Here is a 25,942-nt window from a genome sequence, read left to right as displayed (position 1 = left end):
ACGCTATGAAGTGGGTCACTCACCTACAAGGGTTGAAAGTCGGGTTTAAACCTTCACCCAATCGGGTAATGCCAACCGCCGCGAGGTCGCCGTCGATCGTTCGCGACTCATTTCCCGGCGATCACGCTTTTCGATCGTCGGGAAATCAGGCGCGAGCGGTCTGCCCCCGCGGAGCGGCGGATCGACTACAGCCCGGGGCGACCGAGCCCGCCGTCTGCGGAGCAGCGGCAATTCAACACTGTGACGTGGGTCGCCCATAAGGGATGCCGGTGCACGACGTCAAGTGGTGCCTACCTACCCTGAACGCGTGAACCCGACCGATCTGGCCACCTCCGGCCCGATCCTGCTCGCGACCGGGGTAGCGGTGCTGGCGGGGGCGATCTCGTTCGCCTCGCCGTGCGTGGTCCCGTTGGTCCCCGGCTACCTCGCGTACCTCGCTGGTCTGGTCGGTGCGGAAGCGCCGGCGGTCGAGGACGACGAACAGCGGAAGGCCGGGCGTTGGCGGGTTGCCGGCGCGGCGTTGCTCTTCGTGCTCGGCTTCACGATCGTGTTCTCCCTGACGTCGTTCGTGGTGCTCGGCCTGACCGACCTCTTCTGGACCCAGGGTGACCTGCTCCAGCGCATCGGCGGCGTCATCACGATCGCCATGGGCCTGGTGTTCATCGGCCTCGTCCCCGCCCTCCAACGCGACGTCCGCGTGCACCGCACGCCGAGCGTCGGTCTGATCGGCGCACCGCTGCTGGGCGGCGTGTTCGCGCTCGGCTGGACCCCGTGCCTCGGCCCGACGTTGATGGGTGTGCTGGCGTTGACCCGCGCCACCGAGGTCGGCTCGACCACCGCCCGCGGCGCCGTGCTGGTGCTCGCCTACTGCCTCGGCCTCGGCCTGCCGTTCATCCTCATCGCGGTCGGCGCGCGCTGGGCGGTCCGGATGACCGGCTGGCTGCGCACGCACGTCCGCCAAGTCCAGGTGTTCGGCGGCGTGCTGCTGATCGCGGTCGGCGTCGCCCTGGTCACCGGCCTGTGGGGCGAGTTCGTCAACTGGCTGCGCGACTCCGTCGTCAACGACCTAGAACTGCCGTTGTAGTGAGCGCTCTCCTCGCCTTCCTGCGCAACACGTGGCGCGGTCTCACGGCCATGCGCACCGCGTTGACCCTGCTGTTCCTGCTCGCCCTCGGCGCGATGCCGGGCGCGCTGCTCCCGCAGCGGTCGCTCAACGCGCAGAAGGTCGACGAGTACATCGCGGACAACGGCTGGTGGGGCCGGCTCCTCGACGAGCTCCAGTTCTACGACGTCTACGCCAGCTTCTGGTTCTCCGCGATCTACGTGCTGCTGTTCGTCTCCCTGGTCGGCTGCCTGCTGCCGCGCACCTGGGAGTACTTCAAGCAGATGCGGGTCAAGCCGGTGCTCACCCCGCGCAACCTGGCCCGCATGCCGCACCACGCGACGGCCGACACGACGGCGAGCCCGCAGGACGTCGTCGAGCACGCCGAACGGCGGCTCAAGGGCTGGCGCACGATCACCCGCGAGGAGCAGGACGGCGCCCGCACGATCAGCGCCGAACGCGGGTTCCTGCGCGAGACCGGCAACCTGGTGTTCCACTTCTCCCTGCTGGGCCTGCTGATCGCGTTCGCGCTGGGCAAGATGTTCGGCTACGAGGGCCAGGTCATCGTGCAGGCCAACGGCGGCCAGTTCTGCAACTCGGGCGTCTACAACTACGACACGTTCCGGCCCGGCCTGCGGGTCGACGGCACGCAGCTCAACCAGTTCTGCGTCAAGGTCGACGACTTCGAGGCCAAGTTCCTGCACAACGGCCAGGCGGAGAGCTTCCACGCGGACATCCAGTACCAGTCCGGCGCGGACCTGGAGACCGGCACGTGGCGGCCGTACCCGCTGGAGGTCAACAGCCCGCTGCGCACCGCGGGCGACCGGCTCTACCTCCTCGGCCACGGCTACACGCCGCTGTTCACGGTCACCTTCCCCAACGGCCAGACCCGCACCGGCGCCACCCAGTGGCGGCCGGTCAACCAGGTCACGCTGGCGTCCGAGGGCGCGACGAAGTTCGACCCGCCGGACGTGCCGGACGCCGAGCAGCGCCGCAAGAGCCAGCTCGCGATCACCGGCCTGCTCGCGCCGACCGCCGTCTTCCAGGGGCAGCTGCTGGACTCGGCGTTCCCCGCCGCGAACGACCCGGCGGTCGCGATCGACGTCTACCGCGGCGACCTCGGCACCGACTCCGGCCGCGGCCAGTCGATCTTCTCCATCGACCAGAAGATGGTGCAGGACGGCAAACTCGCCAAGGTTGCCCGGCAGAACCTCAAGCAGGGCGAGGAACTCAAGCTCGACGACGGCACCGTGATCCGCTTCGACGGCGTCCGCGACTGGGTGTCGCTGCAGGTGTCGCACGACCCGACGCAGATCTGGGTGCTGGTGTTCTCGGTGCTGGTCATCCTGGGTCTTGGCGTCTCGCTGAGCATCAAACGCCGCCGCGTGTGGGTGCGGGCGACCCCGCAGTCGGACGGGCGTACCGTTGTCGAGGTCGGCGGCCTCGCGCGCACTGATCAGGCCGGGTACGGCGAGGAGTTCACCGCCCTGTCCAGGGACCTGCTCGCCCACAAGGAGGAGAGCTGATGCCGGTCAACGCGACCCTGGCGACCTACAGCGACTGGACTTACGGCGCCGCCGTGGCGATCTACTTCTTCGCCGCGGTGCTGTACCTGTGCGAGGCGGCGTTCGCCCGGCCCGAGAAGGCCAAGGAACGTGAGCTGGTCGCGGCCGGTGGCACGCAGGCCGACGGCACGTGGACACCGGGTCGGGTGACGAAGCCGGAACGGTCCCGCGCCGAACGCCTGGGCCGGATGGGCTTGGCGCTGAACGTCCTGGGCGCGGTGCTGCACTTCGCTTCGCTGGTGCTGCGCGGGTTCGCGACCGAGCGCGCGCCGTGGGGCAACATGTACGAGTACGGCTCGCTGCTGACGCTCGCGGGCGTGGTGACGTGGCTGGTGCTGGCCCGCAAGTTCCCGGTGCGCAGGCTCGGCGGGTTCGTGCTCGTGCCGATCGTGATCCTGATGTTCCTCGGCGGCACCGTGCTCTACGCCGACGCCGCTCCCGTGACGCCTCCGCTGCAGTCGTACTGGCTCGTGGTGCACGTGTCGGTGATCTCGATCTCCAGCGGCGTGCTGCTGGTGCCCGGTGTGGCCAGCGTGCTGTACCTGCTGAAGTCCTCGGGCCGCGCGCGGTTCCGCAAGCTGCCCGACGCCGACGTGCTGGACCGGCTCGCCTACCGCAGCACGGTGTTCGCGTTCCCGCTGTTCACCATCGGCATCATCTGCGGCGCGATCTGGGCCGAGTCGGCGTGGGGCCGGTTCTGGGGCTGGGACCCCAAGGAGACGGTGGCGTTCGTGTCGTGGGTCGTCTACGCCGGGTACCTGCACGCGCGGGCGACGGCCGGTTGGCGCGGCCGTCCCGCCGCTTGGATCAACTCGTTCGCCTTCGCGCTGACCGTGTTCAACCTGTTCTTCATCAACCTCGTAACGACTGGGTTGCACTCGTACGCGGGCGTCAGCTGATCCCGTAGACCACCAGGTACGCCGTGGTCGTCGGTCCGAGTCACGGGCTCGTGCCGACGAACACCCAGTGTCGAGGAACCACTGGTCGCCGACTACCGTCGGACGCGTGGGGTCGGGGAGGTCTCGATCCGCTTCGCTCAGGGAGGACCCCAGCGGTGACCGGTCGCTACGAGAATCCTGAGCCGTCGTGGCAGCAGTCGACCGGAGGGGAAGGGCAGCAGCAACAGCCCAACCCGAACCAGTCGGGCGGCTACCAGGTCGATCCGGGATCGGGAGCCCACTACGTCGACCCCCAGACCGTCTACCTCGACCCGTCGACGTCCGGCCCGGTGACCGGTCCGCCGTCCGGCGGGTTCCCGTCGCAGTCCGGGGCGTACCAGGTCCAGGGGCAGCAATCGGGTCCCTACCAGGTTTCCGGTCAGCAGTCGGGGCCGTACCAGGTCTCGGGCCAGCAGTCCGGTCCTTACCAGGTGTCCGGCCAGCAGCCGGGCCAGCAGTCGGGCGCGTACCAGGTTTCCGGTCAGCAGTCCGGCGCGTACCAGGTCTCGGGCGGTCCGTCCGGCCCGTACCCCTCGCCGGGACAGTCGGGACCGCACCAGTACCAGGGCGGGTTCCCCAACAACTTCCCGCAGACCGTGCAGCCCCAGGCACCGCAGCAGCAGCAGCAGCAGCCCCAGCGGGCCAACGCCAGCGACATGTCCTCGCAGCAGCTGATCAAGCGCGCGAAGCGCAAGCCGCAGTCCGGCTGGCGCAAGACCGTGCACTCGGTCACCGGTGGTCTGGTCAACCTCGGCGAGAGCCCGGCGGACATCCGCCGGCGTGAGCTGATCGCCCGGATCAACCAGCCCCTGCGCGGCTGCTACAAGATCGCGATGCTGAGCCTCAAGGGCGGTGTCGGCAAGACCACGACGACGACCACGCTCGGCTCGACGTTCTCCTCGCTGCGCGGCGACCGCGTGATCGCGGTGGACGCCAACCCCGACCGCGGCACGTTGGCGCTGAAGGTGCCGAGGGAGACCACGGCGACCGTGCGGCACCTGCTGCGCGACGCGTCGAAGATCACCCGGTACAGCGACGTGCGCGCGTACACCTCGCAGTCGCCCAGCCGCCTCGAAGTGCTGGCGTCCGAACAGGACCCGGCCGTGTCGGAGGCGTTCAGCGACCAGGACTACCTGCGCACGGTCGCGTTGCTGGAGCTGTTCTACAACATCGTGCTCACCGACTGCGGCACCGGCTTGATGCACTCGGCCATGAAGGGCGTGCTGGACCAGGCCGACTCGCTGGTGCTGGTGTCGTCCGGCTCGGTGGACGGCGCGCAGACGTCGGCGGCGACGCTGGACTGGCTCGACGCGCACGGCTACCGCGACCTGGTCGCCAAGTCCGTCGCGGTGATCAACTCGGTGCGGCCCGGTTCGGGCAAGGTCGACCTGGACAAGCTGGCCGCGCACTTCGCGCAGCGCTGCCGCGCGGTGGTGCGCATCCCGTTCGACACGCACCTGGAAGAGGGTGCGGAGATCGAGCTGGACAAGCTCGGTCCCGACACCCGGCTCGCGCTGCTGGAACTCGCCGCCACCGTGGCGGACGACTTCCCGAACAACTAGCCCGTGTCGTGACGAGGGGGCCTCAACCGCCGAGGCCCCTTCGTCGTCACTCCTCGTCGTCCGGCTTCTTCTTGCGCTGCTCACCGAGCTTGCGCAGGAAGTCGGGGTCGTCGTCCGGTGCCACGAAACGACGACTGGGGGCGGTATCGACCCGGTCCGGTCCGAACGCACGCCACAGCAGCACGGCGACGGTGAGGGCACCGATCACCGCGAGCAGATAGAGCATGGTCGCCACCTCCTTTGCCACGAGATTACTCGTGTCTAGGAGGTGTACGTCCTCAGTGCCTGACGGGTTCGGTCGCCTCGGTGGTCAGCTGCGACAACAGCTGCTGGACCTCGGACTCGCGGAACCTGCGGTGGCCGCCGGGCGTGCGGATCGAGCCGATGCGGCCCGCGGTCGCCCAACGGGTGACCGTCTTCGGGTCGACCCGGAACAGGTTGGCGACCTCACCCGGTGTGAGCAGCCGTTCCCCTTGGTGTTCCTGCGTGATGGTCACGGTCTTCCTCCCGATGGCGAACAGACGTACCGGACGCATCGTGGCATCGAACCCTATGGGTACTCGAACGCTTGGGTGATGGTAAAGAGGTAGTAAGGGACGAAGCGTGCGGTTCGGACATCAGTGCCATGACGCCCGGGCAGGTCGGTGGGCCTACGCTGTGACCGGTGGACGCTCTTGATCGACAGATCATCGCCGCCCTGCGGGAGAACGGCCGGGCCACTTACGCCGACCTGGGCCGCAAAGTCGGCCTCTCCGCCTCCGCCGTGCACGAACGGGTCGGCAAGCTGGAAGCCACCGGCGTGATCGTCGGCTACCACGCCGTGGTGGACCCGAGCGCCGTCGGCCTCGGTGTGACCGCGCTGGTCAGCATCCACCCCACGGACACCGCGGACGACGACGAGCTGGCCGTCTCGCTGGCCGAGCTGGTCGAGGTCGAGTCGTGCTACCGGGTGGCGGGCGACGAGTCGTTCATCGTGAAGGTGCGGGTCGCCACGGTGGACGACCTGGAGCGCTCGCTGGGCCGGTTGCGGCGCATCCAGGGCGTCGCGCGCACGCGCACCACGGTCGTGCTGTCCACCCGGTTCGAGGGCCGTCCCAACACCGCGGCGGCGGGCCCCTCGGAGGACGCGTAACCTGGTCAACCGTGCACCTGGGTCGTGATGTGACGCTCTACATCTGCGCGCGCCTGGGCATGGTCGCCGCGGTCACCGCGCTGCTCGTGCTCGTCAACGTGCCGCTGCTGGTCGCCCTCGCCGTCGGCGTGGTGGTGGCGTTGCCGCTGTCGCTGTTCGTGTTCCGCGGGCTGCGGACGCGGGTCGCGCAGGGGCTCGAGGAGAAGCAGGCCGTGCGCCGCGCCGAACGCGAGAAGCTGCGCGCCCAGTTGCGCGGCGACGGCGCCGCCTAGCTCTGGCCGCCTAGCTCTGGCCGCCTAGCTCTGGCCGCCTAGTTCTGGGCGCTTAGACCTGGCCGCCTAGATCACCAGCAGGATCGCCCCGCCGAGGTTCGCGAGCACCATCACGGCCAGCACCGCGCCGATGTTCGTGCTCTCGCGCAGCCGCAGCGCCAGCGCCAACGGGCCGACGGCCAGCGGCACCGGCTTGCGCTCCCGGTTCGCGATGCGGATCGCGCCGAACGCCACGCCCAACGGGTTCAGGCCGAGTTCGCGCGCGCCTTCCACGTCGGCACGCCACTGCTCCAGGTAACGGTCTCTTTGTCCGCGGGGGAGCAGCGCGGCGGCTGCTCGCACCACGGCCAGGACGAGTCTGGTCATCGGGCGACCTCCGGTCGGGTGACGGGCACGGGCCTGGCCTTCTTCGCGCACACCTTGAGGGCCTCCTGGGCACCTCCGGGCGTGAGCACGTACATCCGGCGGCGCGGGCCGCGGCGTTCGCTGTCGTCGTCCCAGGACGACGTGACCCACCCGGCCCGTTCCAGGCGGTCGAGCAGCGGGTAGACGCTGCCGGACGGGCGTCCGGTCAGCTTGATGATCTCCAGGCCCCAGCGCGGCTGGTCGCTCTTGAGCAGCACTTCCAGCACGTCGACCGTGGCCCCTCCGATGCGTCCGAGCGGTTCCACGGTTCTAGCCTACCTATGTAGATTAAGGTTCGTCCACCCTTTGTCGTCCACCCTGTGTCGGGGCCCGGTCAGCGTGTGAGCGCTTCCACCGCGTCGTCGGCCAGGCGTTCCACCACGTCCCGCAGTTCCAGCTCCGCCAGCCAGTGCTCGGGGATGGCGTCGACACCGTCCCGCGCGCCGAGCAGGTTCCCGCACAGCGCGCCGGTCGAATCGCTGTCGCCCGAGTGGTTGACCGCGAGCAGCAGCCCGTCGGCGAGGTCCCGTGCGGTCAACGCGGTGAGCACCGCGATCGCCAAGGCCTCCTCGCCGACCCAGCCGCCGCCCAACGCCGTCTCGATCACCTCGGGCGTCGGCCGGACACCGCGTTCGCTCAGCTCCACGGCCAGGTCCAGCAGGCCCAACTGCTCCTCGTGACCGTCCCACGTGATCAGCTCGGCGCGGGCCACGTCGATCGCGGCCGGCAGCGGTGCGCCCGCCAGCACCTGCTGCACCAGCACCGCCAGCACGCCCGCCGACAGGTAGCCGCTCGGGTGGCCGTGGGTCAGCGCGCCGGTGGCGGCGGCCAGGTCGAACACCTCGTGCACGTCGTCCGACCACAACGCCACGGGCGCCGCCCGCATCACCGCGCCGCAGCCCTTGGAGTCGTTGATCGGGGTGTCCACCGTGCCGAGCACGCCGGAGCGCAGCGCGGTCAGGCACGTGTTGCCGGGTGCGCGCCGTTCGTGCAGTTCGGGCACGTCCAGCAGCCAGCCGTCCGGGCTGACCTCCGGTCCGCCCTGCGTGCGCAGCCACCGCCCGTACGCCACGCGCACCTCGTGCACCGGGTCGCTGCCGCGTTTCTTGGCCAGCAGCAGGCCTTCCAGGGTGAACAGGGTCATCTGGGTGTCGTCGGTGATCGCGCCGAGCCTGCCGTAGGCCGGTGCGTAGTCGGTGAGACCCGACGGGCCGAAACGGCCCCGGATGCGGTCGATCCGGTCGAACTCGATCGAACCGCCGAGCGCGTCGCCGACGGCGCCGGCGAGGAGGCTGCCGCGGATTGAGCCGCTCAGAAGTGAGGTCACGTCGCAGAAGTTATCGTGCCGGCGTGACCTCTTCGGTAGATCGATGTAGCACCCGGACCAGGGAATGGGTGTGCGAGGCCGTCCGCATCATCGAAGCGGACGCCAACCGCAGCGCCGACACGCACCTGCTGCACTTCCCCCTCCCGCTCGAGTGGGGCATCGACTTGTACTTGAAGGACGAGTCGACCCACCCCACCGGCTCGCTCAAGCACCGCCTCGCCCGGTCGTTGTTCTTGTATGCGATATGCAACGGCTGGGTGGTCGGCGGCACGCCGGTGATCGAGGCGTCGTCGGGGTCCACGGCGGTGTCGGAGGCGTACTTCGCGCGGCTGCTCGGGTTGCCGTTCATCGCGGTGATGCCCCGGTCGACCAGCCAGGAGAAGGTGGCGTTGATCGAGCGCCAGGGCGGGCGGTGCCACTTCGTGGACGAGCCGGGCGCGATCTACGACGAGTCGCGGCGGCTGGCGGGCGAGCTGGGCGGGCACTTCATGGACCAGTTCACGCACGCCGAGCGGGCGACCGACTGGCGTGGCAACAACAACATCGCCGAATCGGTGTTCCAGCAGATGGCGTTGGAGGCCGCGCCCGAGCCCGAGTGGGTCGTGGTCGGTGCGGGAACCGGCGGCACGAGCGCGACCATCGGCCGGTACATCCACTACCGGAAGCTGCATTCGCGGCTGGCCGTCGTGGACCCGGAGCACTCGGTGTTCTTCGACGCGTGGCGGGACGGGAACCCCGCCCTGACCGGCACCCGCGGTTCGCGGATCGAGGGCATCGGCCGGCCGCGGGTGGAGCCGTCGTTCATCGGTGACGTCATCGACCGGATGATCAAGGTGCCGGACGCGGCGTCGATCGCGACGATCCGGCACGTCGAGGAGGTGCTGGGGCGGCGTGTGGGTGGGTCGACCGGCACGAACCTGTGGGGTGCGTTCCAGTTGATCGCGGAGATGCGGGCGTCACGGCTGCGCGGGAGCGTCGTGACGTTGCTGTGCGACGGCGGTGAGCGGTACGGGCACACCTACTACGACGACGAGTGGGTGGCCGCGCAGGGCATGGACCTCGAGCCGCACCTGGCGACGTTGGCCCGGTTCCGCGCGAACGGCACTTGGACCGGCTGATTCTTGCTTTGATTGCGTGATTGGGAACGCGCGGCGGGTGCCGTGCGTCGCAGCGTGGATCGGCGCGTCGGAAGGGGTCTGCGGTGAGCGCGTGGCGGACGGCGGAGGTGCTCACAGCCGAGGAAGTGCTGGCCAGGTCGGTCGCCGATGCCGACAAGGCGATGCGCGAGGCGGCGAAGCTGCGGTACCCGCAGCGCGAGCCCTCGGCGGAGGACGTGCGGCGGGTGATGCAGTTCGCGAAGTCGAACGAGGCGTCGCCGGAACTGCGGGCGTTGCAGCGGAGGATCGCGGGCGGCTACCTGAGCTGGCGGCAAGTGCTCATGGGCGAGGCCGCGGACGACCGCGGCGTGAAGGCAGCGCTGGAGGCGGACCGCGAAGCGCTGGCGGCGCTCTGCCGGGGCGAGGAACGACCCGTGGAAACCCCCAAACCCAAGCCCCGCGACGACGACGAGCCGATGACCTTCACCGAGGACGCCTGGTAACCCAGCTTGCTCCGCAGGGGTCCCCGCCAAGGGGACCCCTGCTTTTACCCTGCCACAAGGGACCGACAATCCGCGGTGTTCGCGCGCTGCCTGTGGACAACTGCCCTGAGCGGCCGGCTGGTCAGCCCAGGACCAGGGCGGCGGGGACGGTGATGCCCCAGATGAGCATGGCCAGGCCGGTGTCGCGGAGGACTGGGATCAGGTCGCGGCCCTTGCTGCCCTTCGCCACGCGGCGGGCGCCGAGGATGGCCAGCGGTAGGGCCAGGAAGCCGATCAGGGCCAGGGGGACGCGCAGGCCGATCGCCAGGGTGATCAGGAACGGGATCGCTACCAGGGCCAGGTAGAGGCGGCGGGAGTCCTTGTCGCCCAAGGTGGTTGCCAGGGTGCGCTTGCCCGCCTGGACGTCGGTCGGGATGTCGCGCAGGCTGTTGGCGATCATCACGCCGGTGGAGAACGAGCCCATGGCGATCGCGCCGCCGATGCCGATCCCGGTGATCTCCCCGGTCAGCACGTACAGCGTGCCGAGCACGGCGGCAGGCCCGAAGAACACGAACACGGCCAGCTCGCCCAGCCCCGAGTACCCGTACGGCTTGCGGCCGCCGGTGTAGAACCACGCCGCCGCGATGCAGACCGCGCCGAACAGCACCATCCAGTACCGGCCGGACAGCACGATCAGGACCAAGCCCGCCAACGCGGCCACACCCAGCGCGGCGAACGCCGCCGCGCGCACCGCCTTCGGGTTCGCCGCACCGGAGCCGACCAGGCGGAACGGGCCGACGCGGTTGGCGTCGGTGCCGCGGATGCCGTCGGAGTAGTCGTTGGCGTAGTTGACGCCGATCTGGAGCGCGACCGACACCGCGAGCGCCAGCAGCGACCAGGTCAGGTTGAACCCGTCGATGTGGTGCGCGGCGCCCGCGCCGACCAGCACCGGCGCGATCGAGTTCGGCAGCGTGCGGGGGCGGGTCCCCGATACCCACTGGGCGACTGTGGCCATGTCGGACATCCTCCGACATGGTGAACGGGGACCCGCTTCCGGGTGCTTCGAGATCAGCAGGCAGTGGCGCCCGAAACGCCCGACACGTACGCACGGGCGATGTACTTGCCCGGCGCGATCCGGAACCAGATGTTCGACGTGCCCTGCGAGCCGGTCACCGACTGGCCGGTGAGCTGGCACTCGACCCGCACCTGCGCGTAGTTCGCGGCCAGGCCGACCTGGGAGGCCGTCGACGTGGTGCCGCTGCGGACGTTCAGCGGGTCGCCCGCGGTCCGGACGAACCCGGCCGGGCCCGAACCGGTCCACGAATAGGTGACGGTGACCCACGCGTTGTTGGTCAGCTTCAGGCCGTCCCAGAACGTGCCGTCGGCCAGGTCGATGCCCGCCGGGTTGGCGACCGTGCGGCCGAACTGGTCCTTGCCGCCGTTGTAGCCGTCCTCGTACGCGGCCTGCGCCTCCGGCTTGCCCTGCGGCAGGTTCTTCCACATCTCACGGGTGGACGACGGGTTCCAGTAGTCGTCCTTGGTGTTCCACGGGCCGACGTCCCAGACCGGCGCCCACTCGCAGCGGCCGTTCGAGGCGCACACCCGCACGCTGTACGTGCCGGTGGCCTTGGCCGACAGGCCGCGGCGCGACGGCAGGGCGACGAAGTGGTCGCGGCTCGTGATCACGTGCCCGTTCGCGGTGGTGCCGCCGACCAGGCCCTCGCGGGTCGCGAAGATCCGGTACGACAGGCCCGCGGCCTGCGCGACGACGTCGGAGGTCTTGGCCGCCGCCGTGAACGCCCTGAGGTCGACCTGGCTGACCTCGGGTGTCGTCTTCTCGGCCGTCAGCGCCAGCCGGACCTGCACGGTCGTGACGGCGGTCGGCAGCACGGCCGGGGCTTCGGGGCGTGCCTCGACCCACTCGGTCCACTGGTCGTCGCCGAGCGCGCCGCGCACGTCCACGGCGACTTCGGCGCCGGCGGGGACGTTGCTCTTCACGGTCGCGGCGACGGCGTTGACCGGGGTGTCGAGCACGTGCGGGTCGAGTTGCAGGAACCCGGTGCGCACGGCGACCCGCGCGCTGGCGGGCGTCGGTGCGGCGCGGTCGAGCCGCACGGTGCCGTTGTCCGAGGTGACGCCGTTGTCGTCGGCGTTCACGGTGGACAGGTCGGCCTGCCACTCGACGTCACCCGCGGCTGCGGCGGGTGCCGCCAGTCCCGCGGTCAGGACGGTGGCTACGGCGAGCGGTAACAGGTAGCGCCTGGTCATCGCAGCACTCCTCGTCCGGACACGCGGTGCGGAGAAGACCGCGGCAGGGCCGCGTGTCACGGCGTGACGAGCCAATCGCCCGGAGTGGTTACCTGTCAACCAACAATGATGCTAACAAGACAGAAACTCACCCAAACGAGCTAGCGACCGCCCTCCGATCGACCTTGCCCGGCCCGCGTTGTGGCAGCTCGGACACGAAAACGACCCGCTTCGGCATGGCGAACCGCCCGACCGCCTCCCCGACCGCCGCACACAGTTCGTCCACGTCGGGCGGAGCTCCAGGATCGGCCGGCACCACGGCCGCGGCCACCACTTGACCCCATTCGGGATCGGCCAGCCCCACGACGCAGGCCTCGCGTACACCCGTTTGAGCGACGAGGGCCCGTTCGACCTGCGTGGGAGCGATGTTCTCCCCGCCGCTGATGATCACGTCGTCGGCGCGTCCCAAGACCTCCAACGTGCCGTCGGACCGGATCCGCCCCAGGTCACCGGTCCGGAACCACTCCCCGAACCGCTCGCCGCCCTGGTAGCCGAGGGCCAGCACGGGACCGCCGATCTCGATGCGGTCGTCGACCAGCCGGACGCGGACGCCGTCGAGCGGCAGCCCGTCGTAGACGCAGCCGCCGGACGTCTCGCTCATGCCGTACGTGGTGACGACCCGGACGCCGAGCTGCCGTGACCGTTCGAGGAGGGCGGGCGGTGTGGCGGCGCCGCCGATCAGGACGGCGTCGAACTGCCGGATCGCGGCCAGACCGGGGCCTTCGATGGCGACCAGGCGGGCGAGCTGGGTCGGCACGAGGGCGGTGTAGTGGCGGCCGGGCTTGGCCAGGACGGTGCGGGCGGCGGTGGCGAAGCCGGACGCGCGGAAACCGGTGGTGAGGTCCATGACGCCGGGCTCGGTGCCCGCCACGATCGAGCGGACGAGCACCTGGATGCCCGCGATGTGCGTGGTCGGGAGGGCGAGCAGCCACGTGCCGGGCCCGCCGAGGCGGGCGTGGGTCAGCTCGGCGGAGGTGGTGAGGGCTTCGGCGCTGAGGAGGACGGTTTTCGGCTCGCCGGTGGAACCCGACGTGCCGACCGCGAGGACGGCTTCGGTCTCCCAGCCCCGGAGGGGTGGGCGGGGTGGGAGCGATGGGTCGGTCGCCTGGGCCACCAACACGGATGGCCTGCGGGCCGGGCCTGCGGTCGCGGAGGCGGCGGGTGCGGGCGTGGGAGAGGTGGCTGCGATTGGCGTTGTCGGGGTGGGGAGGGCCTGGTGCTCGGTCAGGGCTGCGCGTAGTCGGTCGAGGGTGATCATGGCGGCGGGTTAGTAGTAGTAGGGGTAGTCGGACCAGTTCGGCGGGCGCTTTTCCAGGAAGGCGTCCCGGCCCTCCACCGCCTCGTCGGTCATGTAGGCGAGGCGGGTGGTTTCGCCGGCGAAGATCTGCTGCCCCACCAGGCCGTCGTCGATCAGGTTGAACGCGTACTTCAGCATCCGCTGCGCGGTCGGGGATTTGCCGTTGATCTCCTTTGCCCATTCCAGTGCGGTCGACTCCAGCTCGGCGTGCGGCACCACCGCGTTGACGGCGCCCATCTTCTGCATGTCCTCGGCCGTGTAAGCCCGGCCGAGGAAGAAGATCTCGCGGGCGAACTTCTGGCCCACCTGCCTCGCCAGGTACGCCGAGCCGTAGCCGCCGTCGAAGCTGCCGACGTCGGCATCGGTCTGCTTGAACCTGGCGTGCTCCGCGCTCGCCAACGTCAGGTCGCACACGACGTGCAGGCTGTGGCCACCGCCGGCCGCCCAGCCCGGAACGACCGCGATCACGACCTTCGGCATGAAGCGGATCAGGCGTTGGCACTCCAGGATGTGCAGCCTGCCCGCCCTGGCCGGGTCGATGGTGTCCGCCGTCTCGCCCGCCGCGTACTGGTACCCGCTGCGGCCGCGGATGCGCTGGTCGCCGCCAGAGCAGAACGCCCAGCCGCCGTCACGCGGCGACGGGCCGTTGCCGGTCAGCAGGACGCACCCGACGTCCGAGCTCATCCGGGCGTGGTCCAGCGCGCGGTACAGCTCGTCGACCGTGTGCGGGCGGAACGCGTTGCGCACCTCGGGCCGGTTGAACGCGATGCGCACCGTGCCCTGGTCGACCGCGCGGTGGTAGGTGATGTCGGTGAAGTCGAAGCCCTCGACCTGCTTCCAGCGGGTGGGGTCGAACAGCTCGGAAACGTCCTGATCTGCCACGGCACGGACAATATGCCTGCGGCGGAGCTGAGAGCGGCGCCGGTTCCCGGCGGGTCGGGGTGACGGGTCGGTGCTGGTGGGGGATCATGATTCCATTGTTCGAACGGGTGTTCGGCTCGGCAAGGGGAATCACCTGATCGTGCACTGAGCGACAATGTGCCGGTGAACCCGTCCACCGCGCAGGCCAAGGTGCTTGTCGACGAGCTGATCCGCAACGACGTCAGGCACGTCGTGCTGAGCCCTGGATCGCGCAACGCCCCCCTGTCCTTCGCCCTGCACGAGGCCGCCGCGGCCGGACGCCTCACCCTCCACGTCCGCATCGACGAGCGCACCGCGGGCTTCCTCGCCCTGGGCCTGGCCAAGGGCGGCAACCAGGTCACCGCCGTCACCTGCACCTCCGGCACGGCGGTGGCGAACCTGCACCCCGCGATGCTGGAGGCCCGGCACGCGGGCATCCCGGTCATCGCCCTCACCGCCGACCGCCCGGTCGAGCTCTACCGCACGGGCGCCAGCCAGACCGTCGACCAGCAGCGCATCTTCGGCACGGACACCCTCCAGTTCCCCATCGCCGAACGCCGCGAGAACCAGAACGGCCTGTGGCGCTCCCTGGTCTGCCGCGCCGTCGCCACCGCCCGCGACCACGGCCCGGTGCACGTCAACGTCCCGTTCCGCGAACCCCTGGTGCCCGAGAAGAACGGCGACTGGCCGGAGAGCCTGGACGGCCGCCCGTTCGACATGCCCTGGACGCGCAACGCCCGCCGCACCACCACCTCGCTGCACCCGGCCGACCACCTCGGCCCGCGCACCCTGGTGGTCGTCGGCGACACCGACCACGACCTCGCCGACCTGGCCGAACGCGCCGGCTGGCCGGTGGTCGCCGAACCGACCGGCCACGGCCTGCGGCACGGCACCCTCCTGCTCAACGCCGGCGAACTCCCCGAACACCTGAAGCCGCAGGCGGTAGTAGTAGTGGGCCGCGCCACCCTCTCCAGGGGCGTGCTCAAGCTCATCGCGCAAACCCCGGTCGTGCACGTCCTCTCCGACGAACCGGACTGGCCGGACCCCCAGTTCGCCGCCACGCACACCTCCACCGACCTGGTCCTCGGCGAGCACGAGGTGGACGACGACTGGCTCACCGCCTGGCAGCACGCGGACAAGGCGATAGCCGACGTGGTGCACGACCTGCTCGCGCAGGAGCCGTGGCCGACCGGCCTGCACGTGGCCCGCGACCTGGTCGCCGCCCTGCCCGCGGGCGCGAACCTGTTCCTCGGCTCGTCCAACCCGGTTCGCGACGTCGACCTGGTCGCCGCGCCGCGCCGCGACGTCCGCACCTACGCCAACCGGGGCGTCGCGGGCATCGACGGCAGCGTCTCCACCGCCGCCGGCATCGCGCTCACTCAAGGCCCGACGTACGCCCTGATCGGCGACCTGACGTTCCTGCACGACGCGAACGGCCTGCTCATCGGCCCGCACGAACCCCGCCCGGACCTGACGGTCGTCGTCCTCAACGACGACGGCGGCGGCATCTTCGCGTTGCTGGAACAGGGCGCGAAGGAGTACGAGACGACCTTCGAACGCGTCTTCGGCACCCCGCACGGCGTCGATCTCGAAGCGCTGTGCAAAGCCCATGGAGTGCCGCACACCGAAGCCCGGACACCGGACCAGTTGAGGCGAGCGCTCGACCGGCCGTCCGGAATCCGGGTGGTCGAAATCCGCACAAAGCGAGATGAATTGCGCGATCTGCACGCCCGGTTGAAGGCCGCTGTGTCAACCGCATTCCGGTAGCCGGAATCCCACCGACGGGGGTACAGCGGGCCGGAGGGCGCGACTAGCTTCGCCGCATGTCCCTGAGAGCGAAGCTGACCCTCGGTACCGCCACCGCGGCGTCCCTGCTCCTGCTGGCCGGCACGGCGACGGCGGCCGAACCAGGAGCACCGGGCATCGGAGACCCGTACTACCCGAATGCGGGCAACGGCGGGTACGACGTTTCCCATTACGACATCAGGCTCAACTACCAGCCGGCGAACGACAACCTTTCCGGCACGACGACGATCCTGGCCAAAACCACCCAGGACCTGAGCCAGTTCAACCTCGACTTCCTGCTGAAGGTCAGCTCGGTCCGGGTCGACAACAAGGTCGCCCAGTTCTCGCAGGCGGGCGGCGAACTCGTGGTCGACCCGCGCGGCACGCTCCGCAAGGGCGCCGACCTGACCATCGTGGTCACCTACTCCGACGTGCCCTCCACCTACGCCGTGGACGGCTACACGTCGTGGAAGCGCACCCCGGACGGCGCGCTGGCGATCGACCAGCCGGACATCGCGCCGTGGTGGTTCCCGAGCAACAACCACCCGACCGACAAGGCCAAGTTCGACGTGTCGGTGGCCGTGCCGAGCGGGGTCGAGGTGATCTCCAACGGCCTGTTCGGCGGCACCACCCAGCAGATCAACGGCTGGACCAGGTGGCGTTACCGCAGCCTGCAGCCGCAGGCCACCTACCTGGCGTTCATCGCGATCGGCCAGTTCGAGATCCGCCAGTCGACCGCGCCCAACGGCCAGCCGGTGCTCAACGCCTACTCGGAGCGGCTCGGCGCGGACTACGGCGCGTCGGTGGCGAGCATCGAGCGCACGCCTGAGGTGACGGAGTTCCTGGAGACGCAGTTCGGCACCTACCCGTTCGAGGCGCAGGGCGGTGTGGCGACGCCGGGCATCGGCTTCGCGCTGGAGAACCAGACCCGCTCGACCTACGACGCCGCGTTCTTCCGCCGCGGCTCGAACACCTACGTGGTGGCCCACGAGGTCGCGCACCAGTGGTTCGGCGACTCGGTGTCGGTGCAGGGCTGGAAGGACATCTGGCTGAACGAGGGCTTCGCGAGCTACGCGGAGTGGCTGTGGTCGGAGCACGTCGGCGAGGGCACGGTCCAGGAGAACTCGGACTTCGTCTACGCGTCGTACCCGGAGGACAGCCCGTTCTGGCAGGTCCTGCCCGGCGACCCGGGCGCGCCGAACCAGTTCCACAGCGCCGTGTACGACCGGGGTGCGCTGACCGTGCACGCGTTGCGCGGTGCGATCGGTGACGAGGCGTTCTTCCAGCTGCTCAAGCAGTGGCCGAGCGAGAGGCGCAACGGCAACGCGACGACGGAGGAGTTCATCGCGTTCGCCGAGCGGCTGTCGGGGCAGCAGTTGGACGAGCTGTTCCAGACGTGGCTGTTCACGCCGGGCAAGCCGGCCGTGGCGCCGGGTGCCGCCGGGTTCTCGGCGCGCGCCGCCACGGTGAGCGAGCCGAAGTCGTTCAAGAAGATCCACGAGACGCGCGAACTGCTCGCGGGTCACCAGCACTGAGTCGCCAGCGCTGAAGTCGAACGCGGGGCCGTCCTGGATCGAGGGCGGCCCCGCGTCCGTCACATGCCTTCGAGGGCCTCGCGAAACGGCAGCATCTTGGCGTGCGCCTCGTGCACCTCGGAGTCGGGATCGGATTCGGCGACCAGGCCGCAGCCGGCGTACAGGCGGGCCGTGCGGCCGTCCACCTGCGCGCAGCGCAACGCGATGCCCAACTCGCCGTCACCGTTGCCGTCGATCCAGCCGACCGGACCGGAGTAGCGGCCCCGGTCCATGCTTTCCAGCTCCTCGATGACCGCGATGGCGTCCGCACGCGGGGTGCCGCCGACGGCGGCCGTGGGGTGCAGCGCCTCGCCCAGCGCGAGCAACGACGGCGTGTCGCTGAGCGTGCCGATCACGTCGCTGGACAGGTGCGAGACGTTCGGCAGCCGCAGCACCGAGGGCCCGTCCACCGACATGGTCGAGCAGAACGGCCGCAGCGTCTCCACCAGCGACGTCACCGCGTACTCGTGCTCGTCGCGGTTCTTGCCGGACGACAGCAGCGCGGCGGCCAGCTCGTCGTCGGACATCCCGTCGTGCGGCCACGTCGTGCCCGCGAGGACGCGTGAGTCGACCACGGACCCGCTGCGCCGCAGCAGCAGTTCGGGCGTGGCGCCGATAAGCCCGTCCACGGCGTAGACCCAGCACTCGGGGTACCGGCGGGCCAGGCCTTCGAGCACGAACCGGTGGTCGATCTCGATGTCCGCCACGGCAAGCAGGTCGTGGGCCAGCACGACTTTGTCCAGCTCACCGGCACGCATCCGCTCCACCGCGGCGCGCACCGCCGCGCGGTAGCCGGTGACGGACACCTGCCCGTCGGCGTAACGCACCTCGGACGGTTTGCGCACCGGCTCGACCGCCCGCCCGCCGGCGGGGCCGATCGTGGTCAGCCAGCTGTGCCCGTTGCGGCGCCCCATGACGACCTCCGGCACCACCAGCACGGAGTGCCCCGGCCGGTCGGAGAACGCCATGCTGACGAACGCCACCGGGCCCGTGCCCGGCACGCCGATCTCGTCGTCCACGTCGAGGGCGTCGGTGAACGCGCGCCACCACCGGTCGGCCGCCGCGAACCGGTCCGGTCCGGACGCCTCGAACCGGGCCGCCTCACCCCACCCGACCAGGCCTGTTCCGTCACGCACCCAGCTCAGTGCGCCGGTCGGTGCCGGCAGCCTGCCCAGCAGGTCGTCGCCCGCGACGTGCCTGGTGTGCACGCGCAGCCGGTGTCGGGTCCGCGAGGCAGGAGCAGAGGTCACGGCGTCGAGGGTATGGACTCATCGCTGAGATCCAGAGCGTAGGCCGCCCTAGACTCCTCAGTTGTGGTGGACGACGCAGTGCGAACGGGTGCCCGCCCGAAGGCTCGGCGCCTGGTCAGCCGGTCGTTGCTGGTGCTCGGCGCGGTCGTGACGCTGATCGGCGTGATCCTGCTCGCGGCGTGCTGGCGGGATGACCTGATGATCGAGAAGCGGCTGGGCAAGGCGACCGCCGAGGTGGTGTCCGTCTCGTTCCAGCGCACCGTGGTGCGGTTCGCCACGCCGGACGGCGCCGTGCACAGCCCGTCGCAGGGCGTGCTGTACCCGGAAGGGCTGGAGCCGGGGCAGTTGGTGCGCATCGAGTACGACACGGCCGATCCCGAGGTGGCGCGGGTCGCCGGGCGCACCGCCGTGCTGGCGCTGCTGCCGATCGGCACGTTCCTCCTCGCCGTGTGGGCGGTGCTGTTGCCGCTGGTCTGGTGGCTGCGCCGGCGTTTGTGACAGTTCTCCTCAAAATCAGCCTCCAGGTGTAACATCGAGGTATGGACCTGGAGGCTCAGTTCGAGCGCACCGTTGCCGCCGAGCAACGCGTCGAGCCGCGTGACTGGATGCCGGACGGCTACCGCAGGACGTTGGTACGGCAGATCGCCCAGCACGCGCACTCCGAGATCATCGGGATGCAGCCCGAAGGCAACTGGATCAGCCGCGCGCCGTCGCTGCGCCGCAAGGCGATCCTGCTGGCCAAGGTCCAGGACGAGGCCGGGCACGGCCTGTACCTGTACGCCGCGACCGAGACGCTGGGCGCGGACCGGGCCGACCTGACCGAGAAGCTGATCTCGGGCAAGCAGAAGTACTCCTCGATCTTCAACTACCCGACGCTGTCCTACGCCGACGTCGGCGTGATCGGCTGGCTCGTGGACGGCGCCGCGATCTGCAACCAGGTGCCGCTGTGCCGCACGTCCTACGGGCCGTACGCGCGGGCCATGATCCGCATCTGCAAGGAGGAGTCCTTCCACCAGCGGCAGGGCTACGAGCTGCTGCTGACGATGATGGGCGGCACCGACGCGCAGCGCGCCATGGTGCAGGAGTCGGTGAACCGCTGGTGGTGGCCGTCGCTGATGATGTTCGGCCCGCCGGACGCGGAATCGGCCAACACCGAGCAGTCCATGGCGTGGCGGATCAAGCGCAACACCAACGACGAGCTGCGGCAGAAGTTCGTCGACATGACCGTGCCGCAGGCGGAGAAGCTGGGCGTGACGCTGCCCGACCCGGCGTTGAAGTGGAACGAAGAGCGCGGGCACCACGACTTCGGCCAGCCGGACTGGGACGAGTTCTGGCAGGTCGTCGGCGGCAACGGGCCCACGAACGCGCAGCGGATCGCGCACCGGCGCAAGGCGCACGAGGACGGCGAGTGGGTGCGTGCCGCGGCTGCCGCGCACGCCGCGAAGCGACGGGTTCAGGAGGACGTGGCATGAGTTCGTCGTGGCCGCTGTGGGAAGTGTTCGTGCGCGGCAAGCGCGGGTTGAACCACGTGCACGTCGGGTCGCTGCACGCGCCGGACGCCGAGATGGCCCTCCGCAACGCGCGTGACGTCTACACCCGGCGCAACGAGGGCGTGTCGATCTGGGTGGTGCCGGCGACGGCGATCACCGCGTCGTCGCCGGACGAGAAGGACCCGTTCTTCGAGCCCAGCGGGGACAAGGTCTACCGGCACCCGACGTTCTACGAGATCCCCGAGGACGTGCCGCACCTATGAGCTTCGACAACGCGTACGAATCCCTGATCGACCACGAGGACACGCACTGGGCGTTCGGGACCGGGTTCTCGGAGGCGTTGGCCGGGGTCGACCGCGAGGTGCCGGACGTCGACCGCGCCGACCTGGCCGCGTACTGCCTGATGCTCGGTGACGACGCGCTGATCCTGTCCCACCGGCTGGCCGAGTGGTGTTCCCGCGCGCCGGAGCTGGAGGAGGACGTCGCGCTGGCCAACATCGCGCTGGACCTGCTCGGGCAGTCCCGGCTGCTGCTGACCCGCGCCGGCGAGGTCGAGGGCGAGGGGCGGGACGAGGACGCGTTGGCGTTCCTGCGCGACGAGCGCGACTTCCGCAACGTGCACCTGGCGGAGATCGAGTGCGGCCCGTTCGCCGGCGGTGACTTCGCCACGACCAACGCGCGGTTGCTGGTGTTCTCGGCGTGGAAGATCGCGCAGTACTCGCGGTTGCGTTCGAGTGCCGACCCGGTGTTGGCGGCGGTCGCGGCCAAGGGGTTGAAGGAACTGGCCTACCACCGCGATCACGCGGCCCAGTGGGTCGTGCGGCTGGGTGACGGGACCGACGAATCGCACCGGCGGATGCGGGCCGGGCTGGAGCGGGTGTGGCCGTTCCTGGACGAGCTGTTCACCCCGCACCCGGTGGAGCTGCGGTTGGCCGGGGTCGCGGTGGACCCGGCCGAGCTGCGGTCCGAAGTGGACGGTGTGCTGGACGCGGTGCTGTCGGCGGCCGGGCTGGAGCGGCCGGTCGACGTGCCCGCGGCGCGGGTCAACGGGCTGGCCGGGCGCGACGGCGTGCACACCGAGGCGTTCGGCTACCTGCTGGCCGAGATGCAGCACCTGCACCGGTCGCTGCCGGGGGCGAAGTGGTGACCAAGACCGGGACGCGCACCGCGCTGGAGGTCGCCGCGCAGGTCCGGGACCCGGAGCTGCCCGTGCTGACGCTGGCCGATCTCGGGGTGCTGCGGGACGTGACCGAGGAGGACGGGCGGGTGTCGGTGACGATCACGCCCACCTACTCGGGGTGTCCGGCGCTGGACGAGATGGGCGCTGACCTGCGGCGGTCGTTGCTGGAGGCCGGGTTCTCGTCGGTGGACGTGCGGATGTCGCTGTCGCCCGCGTGGACCACGGACTGGATCAGCGAGGACGGGTTGCGCAAGCTGCGGGAGGCGGGCATCGCGCCGCCGTCCCGGCTGGGGCCGCGGGAGGCCGGTCCGGTGCCGCTGAACCTGGTGCCGCCGTCACGTCGGGTGCCGTGCCCCCGGTGCGGGTCGTTCCGGACTTCGGAGCTGTCGCGGTTCGGGTCGACCGTGTGCAAGTCGCTGCGGCGGTGCGCGGACTGCGCCGAGCCGTTCGAGCACGTGAAGGAGATCTGATGGCGCGGCCGGTGTTCCACAAGCTGACCGTCGCGTCGGTCGAGCAGCTGTGCTCGGACGCCGTCGCGGTGACCTTCGAGGTACCTTCCGAGCTGGCGGACGTCTTCGCGTTTCGGCCCGGGCAGTACCTGACCCTGCGCAACGGCGACGAGCGGCGGTCGTACTCGATCTGCGCGCCCGCCGGCGGTCCGTTGCGGATCGGGGTCCGGCGGGTGGACGGCGGGTTGTTCTCGACCTTGCTGGTGGACCGGGTGCAGCGCGGTGACGTGCTGGAGGTGCTGCCGCCGTTGGGCAACTTCACTCCGTCCGGTGGCGATCACCACGCGCTGGTGGTCGCCGGGTCCGGGATCACGCCCGCGTTGTCGATCGCCGCGTCGGTGCTGGCCGACGGGGCGCGGGTGACGATGCTGTACGGGAACCGGCGGGCGGACACGGTGATGTTCGCCGAGGAACTGGCGGACCTGAAGGACCGGTACCCGGCGCGGTTCCAGCTGGTGCACGTGCTGTCGCGGGAGCCGCGGGACGTCGAGCTGTTCACCGGGCGGCTGGACGCGGCGAAGCTGCGGGCGCTGTTCGCTTCCGTGGTGCCGTGGGCCGATGTGGACGAGTGGTGGTTGTGCGGGCCGTACGGGTTGGTGCGGGACGCGGAGGACGTGTTGGCGTCCCTCGGTGTTCCCGAGTCGTCTGTGCACCACGAGTTGTTCTACGTGGACGAGCCGCCGCCTCCACCGCGCCGTGAGTCTTCGTCGGTCGTGGCTGCCGCTGAGGCGACCGTGATCCTGGACGGGCGGACCACCGTCGTGCCGGTGCCGGCGGACGTGCCGATCCTCGACGCGGCCCAGCGGGTGCGCGCCGACCTGCCGTTCGCGTGCAAGGGCGGTGTGTGCGGGACGTGCCGGGCGCTGGTCGTGTCCGGTGAGGTCGAGATGCGGCGGAACTACGCGTTGGAGCCTCGTGAGGTGGAGGCCGGGTTCGTGCTGACGTGCCAGTCGGTGCCGGTGACGTCGGCGGTTACCGTGGATTACGACGCCTGATCTGGCACATTGGGCGCATGGGACGAGCGGCGCTGTGGGGACTGCTCATCGGCACGGTGCTGATGACGATCCTCGTCATGTTCGGTCTCGCGCTGCCGTCGTCGTCGGACGAGAACGACGTCCCGCTGGTGGTGACGTTCGTCGCCGCCGGGATGTTCGGTGTGGTCATGGGCGGCGTTCCCGGCACCCTCGTCGGCCTGGTGGTCGGAGCCGTCCGCCGCCGTCGCCCGGTACTCCCGCCTCTTCCGCCTCCGCCACCTCCGCCGCCTGCGCCCCCGGTGAACGACCGCTGGGCCGCGATGGTGGGTCGGTGCGAGCTGGCCGTGCGGCGGGTGCGCGCGGCGGTGGACACCGTGCCGCCGTCACCGGCCCGGGAGTGGTTGGAGCGGATCGCGGCGCAGTTCGACGGCGAGCTGCCGAACGTGCGGCGGATCGCGGACCTCGGTCGCGCGTTGGGCGCGGACCAGAACCACCCGGTGGCCCGAAGAATGGCGGCGGCCGTTCGCGACTTCACGTCGTTCGAGGACGAGGTGGGCCGCGTGGCACTCCAACTGCTCAACCAGACATCCCTGGACGCGGTCCGCGCACACCTGGAAGTCCTCGAACAACAACTGCCGAACCTGGGCAACGGTTAGTGGTGTCGGTGCCCTGCGCCTCTGGACAGCGCGAAACCCGGCAAACGGCCTAACGGGTGGTCGAGGACTGCCACCAGCCGAGGACTTCCTCGGCCACCTCCGGCATGGCCACGAGCAGGCCGTCCAGCGGCAGCGGGTCGTCTTCGCCCCTGCGGTCCAGTACCGCGGCGCCTGATTCGACGGCCAGGGCGACCGCGCCGGCGACGTCCCACTCGTGGTAGCTGTGCAGGACGGCGGCCGCGGCGTGGCCCAGGGCCACTTGGGCGACTGCCAGGGCCTTGGAGCCCAGGACGCGGACGCCGGTGCCGGCCACCGCGGCCCTGGAGATGAACTCGCCCATGCCGGGCCACGGACCCGTCCGCGTCATCTCCGTGCACACGATCGAACTCACGGCCTGGTCGCCCAGCTTCACCGGCGTGCCGTTCGCCCGCATCCCGCGCCCCCGAGCGGCGGCGTAGATCTGGGCCCGGTACGGGTCCGCGACCACGCCCACGACCGGCCCCCAGCGGTCGACCAGGGCGAGGCTGTACGCGCACCACGGCACACCGGCCACGTAGTTCGCCGTCCCGTCGACCGGGTCGACGACCCAGCGGAACTCGGCGTCGCTCGCGATGTCCTCGTCCACGTTCTCGCAGAACACCGGGATGTCCGGGAACTCGGCCGTCAGCACCCGCCGCGTGTGCCGCTCCAACGTCCGGTCCGTGTCCGTCACCCAGTCGAACGGGGACGCCTCGTCATCGGGCCGCGCACCGCGTCCCGCCGTCGCCATGATCACGTCGGACGCGTCGTTGGCGAGTCGACCCGCTATCTCCAGCGCGATCGACACCAGGCCGGGATCGACGGGCTGCGCGGGACGGGACGACAAGACGGTCATGCCGACCTAGTGTCACCGCACAGAGTGACCGCGCCACGTACTCCAGGTGAACCGGGGGCCAACGTCAACCGCGACGCGAGGAGTTCGGCGGGCGTTCGCTGAGGTGTCACGCCGCCGTGTCCTTGGCACCGCATGGTGATCGGCGTGCGCGTAGCGATCGTCACCGAGAGCTTCTTGCCCCAGGTCAACGGGGTCACCAACTCCGTTCTCCGGGTCCTGGAGCACCTGAGAGCGCACGGTCACCAGGCGTTGGTCGTGGCGCCCGGCGCGGGTGCGGACCACCACCACGGCACGCCGGTCGTCCGCGTGCCGGCTGTCGACCTGCCGAGGTTCAGCTCGCTGCCGGTCGGGGTGCCCACGCGGAAGGTGCTGACCGCGTTGGCCGACTTCCGGCCGGACGTGGTGCACCTGGCGAGCCCGTTCGTGATGGGCGCGCGCGGTCTGTCGGCGGCACGGCGGTTGGGCATCCCGACGGTCGCGGTCTACCAGACCGACATCGCCGGGTTCGCCGGTCACTACGGGCTCGGCCTCGGCGCCCGTGCGGCCTGGCGGTGGACGCGTCGGCTGCACGCCCAGGCGGATCGGACGCTCGCGCCGTCGACGTGGGCCGTGGAAGCGCTCCAGGAGCACGGTGTGCCGCGTGTGCACCGGTGGGGGCGCGGTGTGGACGTCGAGCTGTTCAAGCCCGGTCGGCGGGACGACGCGTTGCGCGCTCGGCTCGCGCCGGCCGGTGAACTGCTCGTCGGGTACGTCGGCAGGCTGTCCCCGGAGAAGCGGGTGGAGCGGCTCGGCGTGCTCGGTGACCTGCCGGGCGTGCGGGTGGTCGTCGTCGGTGAAGGGCCGGAGGAGGCGCAGTTGCGCCAGGACCTGCCCGACGCCGCGTTCCTCGGCTTCAAGACCGGCAAGGACCTGGCCACCGCGTACGCGAGCCTGGACGTGTTCGTGCACACCGGGCCGCACGAGACGTTCTGCCAGGCGGTGCAGGAGGCGTTGGCCAGCGGTGTTCCGGTGGTCGCGCCGGACGCGGGCGGGCCGCGTGACCTGGTGCAACCCAACACCGGGTACCTGTTCGCCTCCGACGATCAGCTCCGGCAGGCCGTGGTGGAGCTGAGCGACCCGCTGCGACGTCGCCAGTTCGGCCAGGCGGCCCGGCGGTGGGTGCGCGGACGCACGTGGTCGGCCGTGTGCGACGAACTGCTCGGCCACTACGCGGCCGTGCTGGGCGTGTCGGAGCGCCGTGCCGCATGAGAATCGGGCACGCATG

General features: G+C 70.5%; 29 protein-coding genes. 18 read left to right on the top strand and 11 right to left on the bottom strand.

Annotated features, from left to right (window positions below):
- Positions 1-307: 307 nt before the first annotated feature.
- From FM051_RS19585 to FM051_RS19570, 4 genes are all read left to right on the top strand, one after another.
- Positions 308-1,084, top strand: a complete 777-nt coding sequence (locus FM051_RS19585; protein WP_158845168.1) for a cytochrome c biogenesis CcdA family protein — start codon at positions 308-310, stop codon at positions 1,082-1,084.
- 50 nt (positions 1,085-1,134) lie between these two features.
- A complete protein-coding gene (gene resB, locus FM051_RS19580) occupies positions 1,135-2,628 on the top strand; it encodes a cytochrome c biogenesis protein ResB (protein WP_158845401.1) in 1,494 nt (497 codons plus the stop codon).
- Positions 2,628-3,566 (top strand): c-type cytochrome biogenesis protein CcsB, encoded by a 939-nt coding sequence (gene ccsB, locus FM051_RS19575; protein ID WP_158845165.1) that lies wholly within the window; start codon positions 2,628-2,630, stop codon positions 3,564-3,566. Before resB ends, ccsB begins: the two co-directional genes overlap by 1 nt.
- A gap of 155 nt (positions 3,567-3,721) precedes the next feature.
- Positions 3,722-5,167: a MinD/ParA family ATP-binding protein gene (locus tag FM051_RS19570; RefSeq protein ID WP_158845162.1), complete on the top strand. Its 1,446-nt coding sequence runs from the start codon at positions 3,722-3,724 to the stop codon at positions 5,165-5,167.
- Positions 5,168-5,213: 46 nt separating this feature from the next.
- Here the strand turns inward: FM051_RS19570 and FM051_RS19565 are convergent, their stop codons facing one another.
- Entirely contained in the window at positions 5,214-5,393 is a 180-nt protein-coding gene (locus FM051_RS19565) for a hypothetical protein (RefSeq protein WP_158845160.1), read from the bottom strand.
- A gap of 52 nt (positions 5,394-5,445) precedes the next feature.
- On the bottom strand, positions 5,446-5,664 hold the full coding sequence (locus tag FM051_RS19560) for a BldC family transcriptional regulator (protein WP_238412491.1): 219 nt from the start codon (positions 5,662-5,664) through the stop codon (positions 5,446-5,448).
- Positions 5,665-5,831: 167 nt separating this feature from the next.
- On the opposite strand from FM051_RS19560, the gene FM051_RS19555 reads away from it, so the two are divergent.
- Complete coding sequence (locus FM051_RS19555) at positions 5,832-6,299, top strand: Lrp/AsnC family transcriptional regulator (RefSeq protein ID WP_158845157.1); 468 nt, start codon at positions 5,832-5,834, stop codon at positions 6,297-6,299.
- An 11-nt stretch (positions 6,300-6,310) separates the two neighbouring features.
- Positions 6,311-6,571 (top strand): DUF4229 domain-containing protein, encoded by a 261-nt coding sequence (locus FM051_RS19550; protein WP_274383635.1) that lies wholly within the window; start codon positions 6,311-6,313, stop codon positions 6,569-6,571.
- Positions 6,572-6,637: 66 nt separating this feature from the next.
- Here the strand turns inward: FM051_RS19550 and FM051_RS19545 are convergent, their stop codons facing one another.
- The 3 genes from FM051_RS19545 to FM051_RS19535 all read right to left on the bottom strand — a co-directional run bounded on the left by FM051_RS19545 (position 6,638) and on the right by FM051_RS19535 (position 8,303).
- Complete coding sequence (locus tag FM051_RS19545; RefSeq protein WP_158845155.1) at positions 6,638-6,937, bottom strand: hypothetical protein; 300 nt, start codon at positions 6,935-6,937, stop codon at positions 6,638-6,640.
- On the bottom strand, positions 6,934-7,242 hold the full coding sequence (locus FM051_RS19540; RefSeq protein WP_158845152.1) for a PadR family transcriptional regulator: 309 nt from the start codon (positions 7,240-7,242) through the stop codon (positions 6,934-6,936). The genes FM051_RS19545 and FM051_RS19540 overlap by 4 nt, the downstream gene beginning before the upstream one ends.
- A gap of 68 nt (positions 7,243-7,310) precedes the next feature.
- Positions 7,311-8,303, bottom strand: coding sequence for an ADP-ribosylglycohydrolase family protein (locus FM051_RS19535; protein ID WP_158845149.1), 993 nt, complete (start codon positions 8,301-8,303; stop codon positions 7,311-7,313).
- Positions 8,304-8,371: 68 nt separating this feature from the next.
- Between FM051_RS19535 and cds1 the strand changes: the two genes are divergently transcribed.
- Together cds1 and FM051_RS19525 are read left to right on the top strand one after the other, a co-directional pair.
- Positions 8,372-9,421: an L-cysteine desulfhydrase Cds1 gene (gene cds1, locus FM051_RS19530; protein ID WP_238412490.1), complete on the top strand. Its 1,050-nt coding sequence runs from the start codon at positions 8,372-8,374 to the stop codon at positions 9,419-9,421.
- A gap of 83 nt (positions 9,422-9,504) precedes the next feature.
- Complete coding sequence (locus FM051_RS19525) at positions 9,505-9,903, top strand: hypothetical protein (protein WP_158845143.1); 399 nt, start codon at positions 9,505-9,507, stop codon at positions 9,901-9,903.
- Between the two features lie 121 nt (positions 9,904-10,024).
- Here FM051_RS19525 and FM051_RS19520 read toward each other — a convergent pair whose 3' ends face one another.
- From FM051_RS19520 to FM051_RS19505, 4 genes are all read right to left on the bottom strand, one after another.
- Entirely contained in the window at positions 10,025-10,897 is an 873-nt protein-coding gene (locus FM051_RS19520) for a 1,4-dihydroxy-2-naphthoate polyprenyltransferase (protein WP_158845140.1), read from the bottom strand.
- Between the two features lie 53 nt (positions 10,898-10,950).
- Positions 10,951-12,150, bottom strand: coding sequence for a hypothetical protein (locus tag FM051_RS19515; protein WP_158845137.1), 1,200 nt, complete (start codon positions 12,148-12,150; stop codon positions 10,951-10,953).
- A 127-nt stretch (positions 12,151-12,277) separates the two neighbouring features.
- Positions 12,278-13,447, bottom strand: coding sequence for an o-succinylbenzoate--CoA ligase (menE, locus tag FM051_RS19510; protein ID WP_238412489.1), 1,170 nt, complete (start codon positions 13,445-13,447; stop codon positions 12,278-12,280).
- Between the two features lie 9 nt (positions 13,448-13,456).
- Entirely contained in the window at positions 13,457-14,368 is a 912-nt protein-coding gene (locus FM051_RS19505) for a 1,4-dihydroxy-2-naphthoyl-CoA synthase (RefSeq protein WP_158845134.1), read from the bottom strand.
- A 162-nt stretch (positions 14,369-14,530) separates the two neighbouring features.
- Here FM051_RS19505 and menD point away from each other — a divergent pair, with 162 nt between their 5' ends.
- Positions 14,531-16,153 carry a 2-succinyl-5-enolpyruvyl-6-hydroxy-3-cyclohexene-1-carboxylic-acid synthase gene (menD, locus tag FM051_RS19500; RefSeq protein WP_158845131.1) on the top strand — a complete coding sequence of 541 codons (1,623 nt, stop codon included), beginning with the start codon at positions 14,531-14,533 and terminating at the stop codon, positions 16,151-16,153.
- A gap of 56 nt (positions 16,154-16,209) precedes the next feature.
- Positions 16,210-17,706, top strand: coding sequence for a M1 family metallopeptidase (locus FM051_RS19495; protein WP_158845128.1), 1,497 nt, complete (start codon positions 16,210-16,212; stop codon positions 17,704-17,706).
- 59 nt (positions 17,707-17,765) lie between these two features.
- On the opposite strand, the gene FM051_RS19490 is transcribed toward FM051_RS19495, so the two are convergent.
- Positions 17,766-18,995, bottom strand: a complete 1,230-nt coding sequence (locus FM051_RS19490; RefSeq protein ID WP_158845125.1) for an isochorismate synthase — start codon at positions 18,993-18,995, stop codon at positions 17,766-17,768.
- 63 nt (positions 18,996-19,058) lie between these two features.
- Here FM051_RS19490 and FM051_RS19485 point away from each other — a divergent pair, with 63 nt between their 5' ends.
- From FM051_RS19485 to FM051_RS19455, 7 genes are read left to right on the top strand one after another with little or no spacing between them, the layout of a single operon-like run.
- Entirely contained in the window at positions 19,059-19,493 is a 435-nt protein-coding gene (locus FM051_RS19485) for a DUF3592 domain-containing protein (RefSeq protein ID WP_338019480.1), read from the top strand.
- 41 nt (positions 19,494-19,534) lie between these two features.
- Positions 19,535-20,467 carry a 1,2-phenylacetyl-CoA epoxidase subunit PaaA gene (gene paaA, locus FM051_RS19480; RefSeq protein WP_158845123.1) on the top strand — a complete coding sequence of 311 codons (933 nt, stop codon included), beginning with the start codon at positions 19,535-19,537 and terminating at the stop codon, positions 20,465-20,467.
- A complete protein-coding gene (paaB, locus tag FM051_RS19475) occupies positions 20,464-20,748 on the top strand; it encodes a 1,2-phenylacetyl-CoA epoxidase subunit PaaB (protein ID WP_158845120.1) in 285 nt (94 codons plus the stop codon). The genes paaA and paaB overlap by 4 nt, the downstream gene beginning before the upstream one ends.
- A complete protein-coding gene (gene paaC / locus FM051_RS19470) occupies positions 20,745-21,632 on the top strand; it encodes a 1,2-phenylacetyl-CoA epoxidase subunit PaaC (protein ID WP_158845117.1) in 888 nt (295 codons plus the stop codon). The genes paaB and paaC overlap by 4 nt, the downstream gene beginning before the upstream one ends.
- Positions 21,626-22,135 (top strand): 1,2-phenylacetyl-CoA epoxidase subunit PaaD, encoded by a 510-nt coding sequence (paaD, locus tag FM051_RS19465; protein WP_420803605.1) that lies wholly within the window; start codon positions 21,626-21,628, stop codon positions 22,133-22,135. Before paaC ends, paaD begins: the two co-directional genes overlap by 7 nt.
- On the top strand, positions 22,135-23,169 hold the full coding sequence (gene paaE, locus FM051_RS19460) for a 1,2-phenylacetyl-CoA epoxidase subunit PaaE (protein WP_158845111.1): 1,035 nt from the start codon (positions 22,135-22,137) through the stop codon (positions 23,167-23,169). The genes paaD and paaE overlap by 1 nt, the downstream gene beginning before the upstream one ends.
- A 17-nt stretch (positions 23,170-23,186) precedes the next feature.
- Positions 23,187-23,804, top strand: a complete 618-nt coding sequence (locus FM051_RS19455) for a hypothetical protein (protein WP_158845108.1) — start codon at positions 23,187-23,189, stop codon at positions 23,802-23,804.
- Between the two features lie 49 nt (positions 23,805-23,853).
- Here the strand turns inward: FM051_RS19455 and FM051_RS19450 are convergent, their stop codons facing one another.
- Positions 23,854-24,678, bottom strand: a complete 825-nt coding sequence (locus tag FM051_RS19450; protein WP_158845105.1) for an inositol monophosphatase family protein — start codon at positions 24,676-24,678, stop codon at positions 23,854-23,856.
- 144 nt (positions 24,679-24,822) lie between these two features.
- Here FM051_RS19450 and FM051_RS19445 point away from each other — a divergent pair, with 144 nt between their 5' ends.
- Positions 24,823-25,926 carry a glycosyltransferase family 4 protein gene (locus tag FM051_RS19445; protein ID WP_202918910.1) on the top strand — a complete coding sequence of 368 codons (1,104 nt, stop codon included), beginning with the start codon at positions 24,823-24,825 and terminating at the stop codon, positions 25,924-25,926.
- Positions 25,927-25,942: the final 16 nt, after the last annotated feature.

The sequence above is a fragment of the Saccharothrix deserti genome (assembly GCF_009769385.1).
GTDB lineage: Bacteria > Actinomycetota > Actinomycetes > Mycobacteriales > Pseudonocardiaceae > Actinosynnema > Actinosynnema deserti.
This window is presented reverse-complemented; position numbering and strand designations above follow the sequence as displayed.